9 protein-coding genes are annotated in these 16,138 nt (G+C 65.8%); 6 read left to right on the forward strand and 3 right to left on the reverse strand.

Annotated elements, in window-relative coordinates:
- Positions 1–262: 262 nt before the first annotated feature.
- Genes Sfr03f_RS23475 through Sfr03f_RS23490 form a run of 4 tightly spaced genes read left to right on the forward strand, consistent with a single transcriptional unit; the run spans position 263 to position 8,860 of the window.
- Positions 263–1,831: a TIGR02677 family protein gene (locus tag Sfr03f_RS23475; protein WP_108955956.1), complete on the forward strand. Its 1,569-nt coding sequence runs from the start codon at positions 263–265 to the stop codon at positions 1,829–1,831.
- Complete coding sequence (locus Sfr03f_RS23480; RefSeq protein ID WP_108955957.1) at positions 1,831–3,249, forward strand: DUF2398 family protein; 1,419 nt, start codon at positions 1,831–1,833, stop codon at positions 3,247–3,249. Before Sfr03f_RS23475 ends, Sfr03f_RS23480 begins: the two co-directional genes overlap by 1 nt.
- Positions 3,246–7,565, forward strand: coding sequence for a TIGR02680 family protein (locus tag Sfr03f_RS23485; protein ID WP_108955958.1), 4,320 nt, complete (start codon positions 3,246–3,248; stop codon positions 7,563–7,565). The genes Sfr03f_RS23480 and Sfr03f_RS23485 overlap by 4 nt, the downstream gene beginning before the upstream one ends.
- Positions 7,562–8,860, forward strand: a complete 1,299-nt coding sequence (locus tag Sfr03f_RS23490) for a TIGR02679 family protein (RefSeq protein ID WP_108955959.1) — start codon at positions 7,562–7,564, stop codon at positions 8,858–8,860. Before Sfr03f_RS23485 ends, Sfr03f_RS23490 begins: the two co-directional genes overlap by 4 nt.
- 1,103 nt (positions 8,861–9,963) lie before the next feature.
- Here Sfr03f_RS23490 and Sfr03f_RS30705 read toward each other — a convergent pair.
- Entirely contained in the window at positions 9,964–10,323 is a 360-nt protein-coding gene (locus Sfr03f_RS30705) for a hypothetical protein (RefSeq protein WP_170145128.1), read from the reverse strand.
- 162 nt (positions 10,324–10,485) lie between these two features.
- A complete protein-coding gene (locus Sfr03f_RS23495) occupies positions 10,486–10,896 on the reverse strand; it encodes a phage minor capsid protein (protein ID WP_245967717.1) in 411 nt (136 codons plus the stop codon).
- Positions 10,897–10,948: 52 nt separating this feature from the next.
- On the opposite strand from Sfr03f_RS23495, the gene Sfr03f_RS23500 reads away from it, so the two are divergent.
- Together Sfr03f_RS23500 and Sfr03f_RS23505 are read left to right on the forward strand one after the other, a co-directional pair.
- Positions 10,949–12,025, forward strand: coding sequence for a site-specific integrase (locus Sfr03f_RS23500; RefSeq protein WP_159105725.1), 1,077 nt, complete (start codon positions 10,949–10,951; stop codon positions 12,023–12,025).
- Positions 11,970–13,157, forward strand: a complete 1,188-nt coding sequence (locus tag Sfr03f_RS23505) for a restriction endonuclease (RefSeq protein WP_159105726.1) — start codon at positions 11,970–11,972, stop codon at positions 13,155–13,157. The genes Sfr03f_RS23500 and Sfr03f_RS23505 overlap by 56 nt, the downstream gene beginning before the upstream one ends.
- Before the next feature lie 214 nt (positions 13,158–13,371).
- On the opposite strand, the gene Sfr03f_RS31365 is transcribed toward Sfr03f_RS23505, so the two are convergent.
- Complete coding sequence (locus Sfr03f_RS31365; protein WP_108955961.1) at positions 13,372–15,978, reverse strand: N-6 DNA methylase; 2,607 nt, start codon at positions 15,976–15,978, stop codon at positions 13,372–13,374.
- Positions 15,979–16,138 lie beyond the last annotated feature (160 nt).

Below are 16,138 nucleotides of genomic sequence, written 5' to 3' on the forward strand. Positions count from 1 at the left end.
TCGACGGTGATCGCCGTGGAGGCGGTCGCCGGAGCGAGGCGGTCCGGATTCCTACACCACTTGGCGGGACACCATCCCCTCCGGGAGGGCAGCGTCGGGCGAGAGCAAGCGAGGTCCCATTTCACCGGAGCGGACGTGCAGGCGTCTACTGTTGAGAATGCCGAAGAGGGCGGAATCGGCCTCCGTGTCCCGATCCCAAGCCGATTGTCAGTGGCATCTGTCAGGGTGTGCGCAATGCATGGCGGGACGAGGGGCGGTATAGGTGTTGCAGCGTGATGACTCTGGTGTCTCCGAGTCATTCGATCTTGATTCCCTGACGGTGGGTGACCGCCTGCGACTGTTCAATTTCACGCAGCGTGATGACCGCGTGGCGTATCTGTGGGTGTTGCGGGCGATGAACGTTCTACGGGCTGTTCACCAACTGCAGGTCCACCCCGACGACGTGGCGAACGCGCTGAAAGAGCTCGCGATAGCGCACGACGAGGTGCCGTCCGCCGCCGACTTAAACCTGCGGGCCATGCTGGACAACCTCTCCTCGGACAATGAGCAGGTTCTCTACCGAGTGGAGGACGCGGCGCGGTGCGGCAATCTGGCCGCATACCGGAACCGGCAGTCGGTCTACCAGTTCACGGAGATCGGCTACCGCGTCTATTGCGCAGTGGAAGAGGTCATCGGCTCCCGCGTGCAGGACGCGAACCTGTCGCGGCTGGTCTTCGCCGACATCCTGGCGGACTTCAAGGCGCTGGCTGCGGCGAACCGATCGGGTGACCAGGACGAGGTGTATCGCAAGCTCGCCCGGCTCGACAACGTGCTAGAGGACATGACCCAGCGGGCAGCACGCTTCTACCTGACCCTCAACGACGTGGCGCGGACCACGGACGTCTCCCCCGAGACGTTCCTGCGCTATAAGCACGCGCTGCTGGCACACATGAGTGAGTTCACCACAGAGCTGGAGCGCTACGCGCCCCGGCTGGCGGAGGCCGTGTACGAGGTGGAAGACAGCGGAGTGGAGACCCTGTTGGAGCGAGCCGCCGCGGTGGATGAACGGCCGATGATGCGGCCGGCCGCCCGGCTTGAAGACTGGCGGCGGCGCTGGATGGGTCTGCGCCAGTGGTTCTTGGCCGACGGCCCTGGAGAGACCAAGGCCGCTCAGCTGCAAGGCGCTACCCGCACGGCCATTTCAGGGGTCATTGCCCTGCTGCGGCAGGTGACGGAGTCACGTCGAGGAGGGGTGAGCCGGACCACTCAGCTGCGGCATCTTGCCGCCTGGGCGGCGGCTGCGCCGGATGAGCAGGCAGCGAACGCACTGGTGTCCGCCGCCTTCGACCTACGCTCGGTGCGGCATCTGTCGGGTGCCCACGACGACGATGACCAGATTTCGCCGCGGGCGACGTGGTGGGATGCGCCCGGTGTGGAGATCAGCATCAGCCTGTTCCGGCATGGCAAGCGGCCTGCGCCGGGCGGGCCGCAGCCAGTCCGCACGCGTCGTGGCGCGCACGCCCGGCTGCGAGAGCAGCAGCTGGCGGATCGGGCCGCGGACCGGGAGGCCGCCACGGATCTCCTGGACCACGGCCCCCACGACCGGGTGCTAAGCGAGGCAGAGACCCGAGCCGTGCTCAAGCTGCTGACCCGTGCCCTCCAAGCACGAACGGTCGTCGCGGGCCAGCTGCGTTCGGGGACCGGCAGCAGCGACGTGATGACGCTGCGCCTGGTCCCGAACGAGCGCGGCAGCCAGCTGCGAACCGAGACCGGCACGCTGCACCTGCCCGGCTTCGCCCTGGAGATCACGCCCCACGGTGCGCTGCGCCGACGCCGAACGGAGAAGCCCTGATGCCCGCCCATCGCGTCGCCGCCTCAGTGGAGCCCGCGGACCTCGGCTCCTACCAGCAAGCTGCCCGGCTCATGCTGTTGCACGGAATTGTCACCGAGAGCTATCCCCGAGCCAAGGCACTGGCTCTGGTGCTGCAGTGGTCAGAGGAACTGGCCAAGGATTTCCGTGACTTATTCGGCTACTCGTTGCAGACGAGCGCCCGTCACGCACGGCTGCTGCGGCGGCTGGATGCTTTCGATGCCAGCCAGGCGTTCCTTACGGTGAAAAGCAAGAGGCCGTTCGACCGGCGGCGTCTGGCCTACCTCTGCCTGATCCTGGCCTGCTTGCACCGGTCACGCATCGAGATCAACCTCGCCGATCTCGTCAAGCTGCTCACACCGTCCGCCAACGCGATCGAGCACCTGGGCTTCGATGCGACCGCACCGGGCCACAAGGACGCAGTCGTGGATGTGATGGACTGGCTTGTCGACCGGGGTGCGCTGCGGATCTCCGATGGCTCCATGGAGGACTGGGCCCGTGACCACGACCGCGGCGATGCGCTGTTCGACATCGACCACGACACCTGCGCGGCACTTTTCAGGCCGAACAAGCCGCTGCAGCACTTGGTCAGCGCTGCCGGCCTGCTGGACACCCCGACCGCCGGCACCGGACGGGACCCCCGCCGACGCTTTGCTGCCCAGCGAGCTCGCCGATTGCTGATCGAGTACCCGGTGGTTTACTTCAGCGACACCGACGCGGAGACGGCGATAGCGCTGCGCCAGCCCACTCTGGCGGAGGACATCGCACGGCTGACCGGATTGCCGGTCGAGCGCCGCGCAGAGGGGATCATGCTCGTCGACACCACGGGGCACTTCACTGACAAGCGATTCCCCGGCCGCGGCGGGGCGGTCAACCGCACCGCGGGGCTGATGCTCGCGAAGATCGCGGACTTGCGGGAAGACCCGGACCGGTCCAGCAGTCTTCAGTACCTCCTACCCGCCGGACCAGGCGAGGAACATGCGGACCTACTGAGCCGCATCGACATGGCCCTACCGCAAGCCGGCACGCTCGAAGCCTTGGCGCAGGACCCGCATGCGGACGCTGGTTGGCCTGCGGACGAGGCCGATCCGGACATGCCAGCGCATGACGGGCAGGCGGGTCTGCCTTTCGTGGAACACGGCACGTTGGAGCAGATGATCAACGAGCTCTATGAAGAGTTCGGCCCCTCCTCCTTCACCAACAAGTGGCAGGCCGACCCTGGCGGGCTGCTGGCAGAGGCGGTCGCGCTCCTGGCCGACCTGCGCCTGGTCCACATCGTCCCCGGCGGGATCCTGGTCCGGCCCGCGGCCGGCCGTTACCGCAACATCACTGCCGTCCTGCCGCGCCCCGCGCACGGCCAGTTCGCTCTCGACTTCCCCCTTGAGGACACCTCTCGATGACGCTCATCCCCCACTCTCGCACCGCTGACGAGCCGGAGGTTCGCTTCAAGCCCACGCGCGCCGGAGTGATCGGCCTTTGGGACTACACCGACGAGGAGTTCGTCTTCGCCGATGGCCGACTGGTCCTGCGGGGGCACAACGGCTCCGGCAAGACCAAGGCCCTCGAAGTGCTGTTCCCCCTCGTGCTGGACGGTGTCCTCGACGCAAGGCGTCTTGATCCCTTCAGCGGCGAGGAGCGGACCATGAAGTCGAACCTGCTCTACAAGGGGCAGGAGTCCGCCTACGGCTATGTGTGGATGGAATTTGCCCGCACCGGCCCCGACGGGGAGGTCCTCGAAGCCGTCACCGTGGGGATCGGCATGCGGGTGACCAAGGCGATGTCCACGCCAGCCCGCTTCTTCTTTGTCGCCGACGGCAGAGTCGGCATCGACTTCGGCCTGCTGGATGCCGCCTCGCGCCCGCTGCGGGAGAAGGCCCTGGAGCAGCTGCTGGGTAAGAAGGCCATCTTCGATACGGCGGAGGCGTACCGGGAAAAGATCGATGACCGGCTGTTCGGGCTGGGCCGCGAGCGCTACAGCCAGCTGGTCAATCTTCTGCTCCAGCTGCGACGCCCGCTGCTGGCCAAGGATCTTGACCCGGTCAAGCTGTCCGACACCCTCACCGCCGGCCTGCGCCCCGTCGACGATGACCTCATCCTGCAGGCGGCCCGCGACTTCGAGAATCTCGCCGAGATCCAAGCGCTCCTCAATGCCCTGACGGGGGCAGATACCGCGGTCCGGAACTTCCTGCGCGAGTACACCAGTTACCTTCGCGCCCATGCCCGTGACCGCGTCGACCAGGTCACCGGGCGCATCCAGGACACGGCCGCCCAGTGCGAGAAGATCATGGAAGCCGCAGAGGACCGCCGCACCTCCGAGCGGCAGCTGGCTTCCGCACAGCATGAGCGGGATACCGCCGAACGCCAGTGCAACGAAATCGGCGCCCGCCTTGCCGAGTACAAGAACCACGACGCCATCAGACAACGTGACGATCTCAAGGAACTGCGCGACCGCGTGCGCACGGAACGCCGGGGCATCGCCGACAGCGAGCGCCACCTCAGCCAGGCTCAGAACAACTTGGCCACCCTCAAGGGGGAGGCTGAGCGCGCTGTCCAGCGGCACGATGAGCTGCGCGAAGCGGCCTCCCGGCACACCCACAGGCTGACGGACGCCGCACGCCGTTGCGGCATCCTGCACGACGACGCCACGCTGGATCTTGGTGCCGATCTGGACATAGACGTAGCAGGTCGCGTAGCCGCGCGGCGCAGGGAACTGGAAGACGTACGCGCCCACCTCAGCGCGTTTGAGGACGCCACGAAAGACCAGGAACGCGAGCAGGACCACTGTGACGCGGCCAGCGGTGAGCTGACCGAGGCCGAGCGGCAGTCCGCAGCAGCCGCCGAGAAGCTCGTGATCGCCCGCACCACGGCGAGACAGGAACTGGACGGATTCATCAGCCGCTGGAGCAGCGGCAACGACATCACGGTCTTGGCCGCCGCCGACGGTGACGCACTGCGCGTGGCCATCGACGCGGTAGGGGAACCCGAAGCGTCACCGCTGCCGGAGGTGTTTCGTTCTCTCACCGACCAGCGCCGCACCAGGGCCCTGACCCGCGTCGAGACCTTGAAGCGGGAGCACAGCGATACTGCGGACGCGTTGCGCAGCAGACGGGTTGAGCGCGACACCGTTGCCGCCGAGGCTGATGACGCGCCCCCATCCAGTGACCTGCGTCCTGCCAACCGCGATGATCGGCCAGGCGCCCCGCTGTGGCAACTCGTGCGGTTCGCCGATCACATTCCGGACGCCCATGCAGCCGCTGTGGAGGGCGCCCTGTACGCGGCCGGCCTGCTTACCGCATGGCTGCACCCAGACCCCGCGCTGACCGACCAGGCCCTGCACGACAAGGTCGCCGACGCCTATCTGCGCCCCCTGCCTCCCGCACAGCGGCCCACCGGCCCCACTCTGGCCGATGTACTGGTCGTCGAAGATCAGCAGCGTGTCGATGTCGCGGCCGTACAGGCCGTCCTGTCGTCCATCGCCGTAGCGGACGACAGCCCTGCAACGGACGACCCACCGCGCGCTGCTGCAGTCACGACAGGCTCGCACTTCTGCCTCGGCATCCAGGTCGGTGCGCATCCCAAGGACCAGCCGGAGTACATCGGGGCCACCGCGCGGGCCGCCCGTCGGCGCGAACGGTTGCGCCTGCTCGAAGAATCCATCGCCGCCCTGGAAGCTCAGCTCGTCGGCATCGAAGAGCAGCAGCGGTACGCGCAAGAAGCATTCGACGACTTCGACCGCGCCAGGTGCGAGCTCCCCCGCACCCGGCCGATCACCGATGCGGTAGGCGAGGTGGCCGTGGTGGCGGAGAAGGTCGCCGGCGCCCGCCGCCGCCTCATCGAATCCCGCAAGCGGCTCGACGGGGCGATCGCGCGCGCCCATGAGAAGAACCGGCAGCTTCGGCATACCGCGACCGCCGCACGGCTGCCCACCGTCCGTGGGGAACTGGACAACGTCGCCCAGGCCACTGACGACTTCGCCGACGCCGGCAAGGCCCTCTCCACCTGCCGCGAGCAGGCCGAGGCCGCCGAGCGCGACATCGTCGGCCGCAAGGAGATCATCGCAGCGCAGACCGAGTCCTGCGCAGAACAGGCTGAGGCACTACAGGCGCGCAAGGATGAGTTCGCCGTTCAGGAGGAACGTCTGCGCACCCAGGAAGCGACGCTCGAAGCCCCACTTCAGGAGATTCTGCAGCAGATCGCGGACGCGGAGGAGCAGCTCACCGCGGCGCAGAAGACGTACAGCCGCGCGAAGAAGGACGCCGAAGAGCAGCGAGACCGGCTCCTGAAGGCTGACCATGCCTTGGAGTTCGGCCGTACAGCGCTGGCCACAGCCGTGGCTGAGCAGATGCGCACCACGCTCACGCTGGAGCCCTATGCCCGGCCCGACCTCCTCGGCCTCCTCGAAGCGAACGCCGAGACCGTCTGGCTGCCGCACGACATGTGGCCGAGCCCCGAGCAGGCAGTCCAGGCCCTCATGGACAGCCTGACCTCACTCGGCACTTCCCTCACGGGCATGGAGGCCGCCCAGAACGTCGTCCCCACGTCCGTTGCCTCCTTGATCAACGCGCTCGACGAGGCAACACGAGGACGGCCGATCACCGCGAGCCTCCTGAAGACCGTGACAACCAAGATCTCTACCGCTATCACAGCGCTGGAGGCAGCCCTGCTGGAGTCCGATCAGGGCTACCTCTTCGAGTGGGAACCGGCCGGTGACATCATCCTGGCCCGGGTCACCGACAGCGAAGGGCCGGCTCCCGTGGCGGACTTCGCCCGCCGCCTGGCCGAACAGCTCGCCGATCAGAGCGTGCTACTGGAAGACAAGGAACGGACCGTCCTGGAGGACGGCCTCCTGACCGGGCTGGCCGAACAGATCCACGACCGCACCGTCGCCGCCCGCGACCTGGTCAAGAGCATGGACGCCGACACCCGATCCAAGCCGATGTCCTCCGGGACGACGGTGGGCATCAACTGGGTCATCTCCGACGCGCTCACCGACTCCCAGCAGGCCGTCAACAAACTGCTCGACAAGGACGCCTCCGGTCTCGGTCCGGCCGGACTGGCCGAACTCCGCTCCCACCTGCGCAGCCAGATTCGCACCAAGGCCGCTGCCGACAAGAAGAGGAGCTACCAGCAAGTGATCGCGGAAGTCCTGGACTACCGCGCCTGGCGCAAGTTCGAGCTCCGTCTGTTCCGGCCGGGCATGACCGAGGAAGAGCGGAAGAAGGGAGAACTGCTCACCAAGGCAAAGCACAGCGTGATGTCCGGCGGCGAGAAGTCCGCCTCCATCCACCTGCCGCTCTTTGCAGCCGCCCACGCACAGTACAGCTCCGCCTACCCCACCTGCCCGAGGCTGATCGCCCTCGACGAGGCATTCGCCGGCATCGACGAAAAGTACCGTCCCGATCTGCTCGCCCTCACGGCCAAGTTCGACCTCGACCTCTTCATGACGGGCTACGACCTGTGGATCACCTACCCCGACGTGCCGCAGATCTCGCACTACGACATGAAGCACGACGAGGCATCCCACACCGTCTCCGCCATGTTGCTGGTCTGGGACGGCGAACAGGTCCTCGATGACCTCGAATACCCCGGATCCGACGATCTGGCCGCCGAACTCCTCGGCTTCACGCCCCGTCGACACGTTCCCGCACAGGCAGGACTGCTCGCGGACATCCCCGATGACGAGCCGACGAACGACGATGCCGAGGAAGCAGAGTGACCGGGCCAACAGAGGCATACGAGCGCTACCGAGCCACCGAGTTCCGCCGGCTCCTGGCCGCTGCCCGGCGCTCGCTCGAACGCAACGGCGGCGAAGTCAAGGGCTCCATCGGCCTTGCCAACCCGACCACGGCCGAACGCAACGCCATCATCGGCATCACCGGTACTTACCGGTCGGCCGACGTCCGCCGCATCACCATCCCCCTCTCAGCGTTGGAGCAGAGCGTCCGCAACGTCACGGGCATGTCGCTCCGCGATGTCCTCGAACGGATCGGCCCCAAGCTGCGCTTTCGCGCCGACGAGCGGACCACGCTCGATCAGGCCCGACAGAGGATCCTTGCTGAGGGCGAGGCCAGCCCGCTGCACGCCGAGCACGCCTGGTACCGGCGGTGGCTGGCCGACCTCGCATCCGACGGCACGATCACCGCACTGATCAACAAGAAGGACACCCGCCTCTTCAGCCAGGCCGTCCGCGTCCTGGAATACCTCTACAGCCGGCCCAGCGACGCTCCACCGATCATGCTGCCCGCCCTGGCCGACGCCACCACAGGAGACACCAAAGCCCTCAACCCCGGCCGCGGCTCTCTCCCGACTCTGGTCCTGCGAGCCCTGGCCATGGCACGTGGAATCCCGCTCGAAAAAGGAGCCGAGGCTCGGCGCGAGCTGTGGGACACCTTCGACGTCATCGTCGACGACCTCGCCAGCCGTGTCCTCGTCCTCAATCTGCCCGCGACCGGCCAGGGGCTGGGCCACTGGCTCACCGACGCCGCCCGCTACGGTACTCCCTTCCACGTCACCCTCCACCAGCTCATCACCCTGCCGATCGCCGTAGACCTCCCCACGGTGTACGTCTGCGAGAACCCCGCCGTGCTCCGCCGTGCCGCCGGTGAGCTCGGTGCCAGCAGTCCGCCGCTGATCTGCGCCGAGGGCCGCCCCTCGACCGCTTTCCACCGGCTGGTGCGACTGATCGTCGAAGCTGGCGGCACCTTGCGCTACCACGGGGACTTCGACTGGCCCGGCATCGACATGACCAACCAGCTCCGCGCCCGCTACCGGGCCGAACCCTGGCGGATGAGCACTGCGGACTATCTCAGCGCGGTTCGCGTCGACAGCGATCACGTCCAGCTGAGCGGCAAGGCACAGGACACTGCCTGGGAGCCAGGGCTCGCCGAGGCCATGAAACGGGAGAACCGCGCCGTCTACGAAGAGGCCGTCGCTGACGTCCTCCTGGCGGACTGGAAGGGCCCGGCCGGAGCGCGGACAGCCAGAAACGCTGCTTTGCACCTGGGGCGATGAGCGTCAGCTCCGAGGCGCGGCAGTGGCCCGCCCGAACCCAGCGGGCACAGCACTGGGAGCCGCCCTCGTCGACGGGTGGGCGCACCCCCCTCACAGATACAGCCTGCACCTAAAGCCATCAGACCGCCTGACCAGCGATGCAACATACCTGACACCCCATCAGAAGGAGCGTCAAATGAGCGTCATTTCAGCGTGAAGATATCGCCCGCAACGCCCACACCGCACATAACGCGCACAGAAAAACCCCAGGTCAGGATCCCTTCGCGGCCGGCTCCAGGATCGCCACGCACTCCACGTGGTGGGTCATGGGGATCACATCAAAGCTTCCCGCTGACGGAGAAAGTGCAGGTCAGAGGCCTTTTCCAAGCGTCAGAAGACCGCTTCCAAGATCGCAGCGTCAAACGAGCGTCACGATTCACGCTTCGTTTCGGCCACTCTGATGCCGCCGATGCGGTACCCCGCATCAGAGTGTCTGAGGTCCCCAGCACCTACGACCACAAGCGCCCTGTCGCCTTCCGTGCCGACGCCCCTCCCGGCCGATCGGCAATCGATGACTGAGTGCAGTCGAGAGCACCTCGGGACGCGAAACGGTAGGCAGACGCCAGATGACCGCCGCCACTGCTACCAGCCGCCGTTCGATTCCAGTTGCCGGATCCGCTCGTCCGGATCCGGCTGCCGACGCCGCTTACGAGACCTGGGCGGCTGTCCTGGTGTCCCCGGGCAGCGGCGCCGACGCCGCGACGGCGGTCCCGCAGCAACCACTGGCGCAGGGGCCCGTTTGACGCCCAGGTCAGCGTCGATGCTCTTGTACGTCGCCCCGGGTGTGGAGTCGAACAGGGCCACGGCATTGGCCTGGAACTCGCTACGTCACCGCCGCACACCCTGAGCGCACCATGAGACGGCCCCAGGGGCCGTCCCGCCGGCGGCGCTCGGGTGCCGGTGCGGTCGGTGTCCGCGAAGTTGTCACCCGTGGGGGTTGTGCCGGGGGCGCGGGCCAGGACGAGCGCCGACAGGGCGCCGAGCAGGACTCCCATGGGGGGTGCGGCATGCCCGGCTCGGCGGCCGTCATGCCATGGATCCGAACACGTCGCACGTGCGGGCGGTCACGCCAGGATGATTTCCAGGATGAGACCGACGCTGCGGCCGTAATAGCGATTGCTGAAGTTTCGGGCTGTGCCCTCGCCGCACGCCCGGTGCCGGTGCCGGGCGACAGGACCACGCCCTTCAGGGAAGACGCTGAGTTGGGCGCACAGGCCGTCTGTACGTGTGTCCTTGCCCCACCCGCTCATCCGCGTGTACCTGTCTTCGCAGGCCAGCAAGACACGGGCTGCCGCGCCGTCGATCGTGATGTTGTGGGTGCGCCCGCACGGCAAGGCGTTGGCGGGAGCAGCTGTGCCGATCAGGGTGCCCGCGGCCAGGGTGGCGGCGGCCAGTGCGGTACGGATCGTCGAGGCAAGGCGCATGCTGCTGTCCTTCCGCGCGGAAGTGGTCGTGAACCCTGAGACCAGAGGTCTTCCCTCGTGTGTGTGACGTGGTGCGCCGAGGGGGCCCGCGAGCAGGGGCGTTGCGGCGACGGCCCCGACGATCGCCCGGAAACCGTCGGCGACGGCCCGCAGGATCGACCGCTACGTCGAGGTCACCACCTGCATGGCCTCGGCAGCGAGGCGGTCCGACAGCCTGCGCCTGCGGTAGACGCTCGTCGACCAGGCGGCGGGCGTCGTCGGACAGGGCGCCCAACTCGGCGACCGCGGCGCGGTGCCCGACGTTCTACGCCTCGGCGACCGCGTCGAACACTTCGAGCTGTGCGGCGCGCCCAGCTCGTCGAGGACGGCCTGAGACTCGCGGCGTACCTGCTGCACGGCGGCGAGTTTGGCCTTGCCCCATCCGGACGCGTCGAGGCTGGCGGCGAGCTGGCGCGCGATGATGCCGAGCAACCGTTCTTCTGCTGCGGCGTAGAGGTCACACGTCCGCTCGGCCTTGGCGGACGCTCCCTCGCCGTTTCCGGCGATCCAGTGGCTCAAGGAGAGCCCGAACACCAGGCTCCTCGCCCAGCTCGCCGCCGAAGGCCACACGCTCAGCCACGAGTTGTTGGACGAGCTCCCGCCCAGTCGGAACCAGCGCTACATCCGTCAACTCCTGGTCCACACCGGCATCTTGGAAGAACGCCATGAGGACCTCGAACGCATCCCGGGCTGGCTGGAGCACGAGCTCGCGGACGAGCCGGCCGCGCACGCCAACCTGGCCCGCCCGTTCCTGCACTGGTTTCTGCTCCGGCGGGCACGCCAGCGGGCCGCCATCCGACGCCACCCCGCCTCCGTCGATCGCGACCTGCGGCGCCGCGTCAGCGTCGCCCTGGACTTCCTGGCCTGGACAGACGAACGCGGCTTGGCCCTCGCCGACCTCGCCCAGGAGCACATCGACGACTGGATCGCTGGAGCCACCAGCCAACGTCGCTACCTGATCCGGTACTTCTTGAAATGGACCACGAGCCGTCGGCTTACCCGCGAGCTCACGGTTCCCTCCATCCCGAGGCAGGAGCCCCAGAACCTGCTCGACGAGGACAATCGATGGCCGCTCCTCCAGCGTTGCCTGACCGACGAGGCCCTGCCCACCGATGTCCGGGCGGCCGGAGCGATCACTCTGCTGTTCGGCCCGTCCACTGAACGCCTCTGCCATCTGACGCCCGAGCACCTCAAGCTCGGCGACAAGGACACCCACCTCGTCCTGGGACGCCACCCCGTCCTGCTGCCTCCACGGCTCGCCGAGCTCCTTCGCCGCCTCGTCGAACAGCCCCAGCTACGGCCGCAGCTCTCGCGAGTCCACGCAGGCCCTCGATGGCTCTTCCCGGGCATGGTCCCGGGCAAGCCGATCTCGACCCACGGCATGACCCAGAAGCTCAACCGGCACGGCATCCCGGTTCGCACCGCCCGCAACGCGGCACTGGCCGGCCTCGCCGCTGACCTCCCCAGCCCGATTCTCGCCGACGTGACCGGGATGCACCGCCACACCGCACTCCGCTGGGTCGCCTACGCCCGACGCGACTGGGCCGAGTACCTCGCCGCCCGAGCCGAAGACGACGCCGAGAAACGAGAGAAGGGAATAGCAGGACATGACGGAGCGTCGCAGTTCCGGAGGTCAGCTGCCGAAGGAACAAGCAAGGCGTGACCCCGAAACGGAAAAGAAGTCGTGGGGGAGAAGCCATCGGTACGGGGAGCCGGGGGTCGCTGGAGATTGGGACTGGGCCAGCGATCTGGGATTCTTGGAGGACATGGCCGAGTTGCTCGGTATCAGGGTCGGCCTGGCGGCATCGGAGGAAAAGATCAAGAGTGCCGTCAGAGGAGGAATGCAGCTGCTACCCGAGGCATTCAAGACGCATTATAGGTTTGCCTATCCACTCCTGGGGAGGGCTGTCTTGGAGGCGTTTGGCCTAGAAGGTGCGATGCGAGCAGAAGACCACTCGATCATTCTCGTTGTCCGAGATCGAGTCCACGACTATGACCTTGCTCTGCGGGCACTCTCCTTCATGGCGCAGAGAATCTACGGAGCAGAGGAGGAAGTCTTCGCCGGAATCCCCGAGGGCAGGGCCGATGGTATCGGAGTCACCCTGAAGTGCGTCAGCCGGGAGCGTGCACGTGAAGTAGTGCGGGAAGCGGCGCAGCTGCATGGTCACGCTCTGGCGGCCGCAGTGGAAGCTGCCCTTGATGAGATGCAGTTCCGCGCCGTGCGTAACCCCACACCGGTAAGAGAAGAGCAGGTATGGGCTGACGTGCTCGACCTCCAAGAGCTCTTCGCATCAGAGTCGGTCACAGCTTCCTATGGAAGATTCTTTGATCAACGATTCGTCAATTACTTGGCGAGCAACTTCGAGGCGATCGGGTCGATTAATTGGAGAAAATTCGAAGCCCTCGTGGCGGAGCGCTTTGAGCGTCTAGGGTTTGAAGTAGATCTAGGGCCTGGACGCGGTGATGGGGGAGTTCATCTCCGAGTCTGGGAATCCGGCTCCTCAACGCATGACGCTCCACCAACATTCATCGTCCAATGCAAACGTGAACACCGGAAGATCGAGCAGGTCGTCGTGAAAGCGCTCTTCGCTGATGTGAAATGGGTAGGAGCTCAGAAAGGGTTGCTTGTTGCTACCGCAGAGTGGGCTCCTGGAGCCAGAAAACTTGTCAAGACGAGAGGCTATCCGGTGGATGAGGTGAACCGGGAGATGCTGCGATCGTGGCTGCGGGAGATGCGGGACACCGACCGTGGGCTGTGGCTTCCGCACACGGCCTCAGGCAGCTCATCTCTGTGAGAGATCACCACTGCCCTGCGGCGCCTGTCCTTGTGTCCCTAGCGTGTTCTCGACAGGACAAGCCCGTTCGACTCCTGAGCCGGAGGCGTCCGCCACGGGCTGGCGGCTGGCCAGAGCAGGTGTCAACTGCGGTCGAGGCTTCCCAAATCCCAGGAATAGTGCACGGTCGGAATAACCCCCTCCCGCCAGTAAAGCGGGATGCATTCTACATGAATCAGTTTCCGTACTCTCGCAGTACGTTGATCATGTGCCGTATCTTGTGAGTGGAGTTGCCAGGCAACGGTTTGGGGTTGAAATGCATGAGACCGTTCCTGATTTCCCGTATCTCATCAAGTCGCTCGATGAAGACTTTTCGATCCAAGGACCAGCCGACCCTCTCCCATTCTTCCTTATTCTCCAAGACGCGCTGGTAGTCTCCGATCGACAGGTCATCGAATCCTGTGATACTCCGGTTGCCTTCCGGGTCACACAACTCCTGAACTCTAGAAAATTCAATAGAAGAGGCGAGCACCTGGCGCAGCCGTTGATCGAATTCACCGATAAGAAAGAATGGGGTGGCCATGGCTCCGTAGGCTGCCGCTACGTCGCTCGCAGTTACGATGCCCGAAATCTCATTACTTCGGTTTCGAATAAGAACAAATTCAGATTCCGCGAGCATTGGGAGAATATCGATGAGGTCTTGATCATAGGATACTTCGCGGGCTTGGATTATGGCCCGAGAAAATGGCGGTGCGTGATTGGCGTGGCGTGCCCGTGCGATTGACTTCCACGTCACGGCCCCGCGGAGTTGGCGTCCCGACAAGACAGGGAGCTGGGAGTAGTCGTTGATCATCATTTGAGTGATGGCTTCATCGAATGTGGCAGAGGGGGACACATGGACGACACCACCAAGAGCAGAGGGCAAGTCGCCTACGGTCAGACCGACCACGGGTGCATCCTTGTCTTCGCCTTGGGCCGGGGATTCGTTGACCGTTTGAATCCGGAGTGGATCCTCTGCGGTTTCAGTGTGCCGTATTGCACTATCGCTTTGCGCCGCGACGGACTTGGGAGCCGCATCAAAGTTGGGCGATACGCCCAGTCGCTCGTTGGCCAATTCGCCGGCACCAGGGCTGGAGGCACCCACGGCTGAGGTGCCCAGGAATCGCTGACGCAGTCGATCAAGCGTTGTGCCGTCTTCCAAAGCCCAGCTTCGCCAGCCATCAACGGTCCCTTCGCCGACCGCTGCGGCCGCAGCCCGGTTGGGGGATGGAAACTGTTGACCACCAACCAGTTCGAGCCGACCCGCAGCCGTCACTCTCGCGGAGTAGCGTGCCCCTGCACGCTCGAAAGTCAACTGCGTACCCTCTGTGATTAGACCAGCATCGAGAAGGTCAGCCATGGTCACACGCCTGCCTGCCGTGAGGTAACGAGGCCGTTCGGCGTATCGGTTCAGGCTCAGGTCGTATCCCTGGGCGACGATGTCTGACTTTGGGACGCAGAAGCTCTGTTCCGTACGCGCGCGGTTGTGCTCAGAGCCGCCACGGTCGAACCAGCGAGAGAGGGCGTCCGGGAGGTTGTTCTTGGTGTGCTCCTCCTGTGACAAGGAGCCGGCCGCAGGCCGGACGCCCAAACGGTCCTCCGGGAGGAGCGGGTTGCGCCTGTCGTCGAGGCTGAAGCCGTCCGCCTGGACGTCGTAGAACCAAACGTTGTCCGTGCCTCCGCTATCCGTGCGGGTGAACAGCAGGATCGCGGTCGAGACTCCCGCGTACGGCTTGAAGACCCCGCTCGGGAGTTTCACCACGCCGTCCAGTTTGTGGTCCTCAACCAGCGTCCGGCGCAGCTCTTTGTGCGCCTTCGTCGAACCGAAAAGGACGCCGTCCGGAACGATGACCGCCGCGCGGCCACCGGGCTTGAGGAGCCTCAAGAACAAGGCCAAGAAGAGGAGTTCGGTTTTCTTGGTCTTCACCACGGGCAGCAGGTCCGCCGCCGGGGACTCATAGTCCAGACTGCCGGCGAACGGCGGGTTCGCCAAGATCAGGGAGTAGCGTTCTGCCTCGCCCGCCGAGGACTCCACAAGCGAGTCGCGGTAGCGGATGTCCGGGTCCTCGATGCCATGCAGCAGCATGTTCATCGAACCGATGCGCAGCATCGTGGAGTCGAAGTCGAAGCCGTGGAACATGCTCGCGTTGAAGTGCGCTTGCTGCTCCACGTCCAGGAGCGCCTTCGCATGCTCGCGCTTCACGTACGACGCCGACTGAACCAGGAAGCCAGCCGTGCCGCACGCCGGGTCGCAGACCTCGTCGTCCGGCTTCGGCTGGGTCATCTCGACCATCAACTGGATGAGGTGGCGCGGTGTGCGGAACTGGCCATTCCGGCCACTCGTGGCGATCTTCGCTAGCAGGTACTCGTAGATGTCGCCTGCGGTGTCACTCGACTCCATCGAGATGGAGTCGAGCAGCTCTACGACCTTGGCAAGCAGGTTGGGGCCCGGGATGGTGAAACGGGCGTCGCGCATGTGGTGGGAGTACGTGGAGCCGTCACCGCCCATCGCGCGGAGATAGGGGAAGACCCCCTGCTCGACGATGCGGTACATGACCTCGGGATCGCAGGCCTTGAAATTCTGCCAGCGCAGTTCCTGCTGGTCCTCAGCGAAGAGTGGGTCCGGATCCGGTTTGGCTGTACGGCTCGCCCGGTTGTCCTTGCGGGTTTGGATCTCGTCCAGCCGCTTGATGAAGAGCAGGTACGTGATCTGCTCTATCACCTCCAGCGGATTCGAGATCCCACCGGACCAAAACGCATCCCAGACGCGTCCTACCTTGCTCTTGAGCTCGCCTGTGATCACGGCGATACGCTATCGGATGGCGCGGGCAGCCGTGGCTGGTCGGCTACATCGGCGGCCGTCATACACGTCGGCCCCTGACTGACGTTGCGTTCCGCATAGTCCTGGTTGCGGACACTGGCGGCACCGACGTCATGTGGCTCCGAACGTGATCCCTACGTGG

This window comes from Streptomyces fragilis (assembly GCF_003112515.1).
GTDB classification, from domain to species: domain Bacteria; phylum Actinomycetota; class Actinomycetes; order Streptomycetales; family Streptomycetaceae; genus Streptomyces; species Streptomyces fragilis.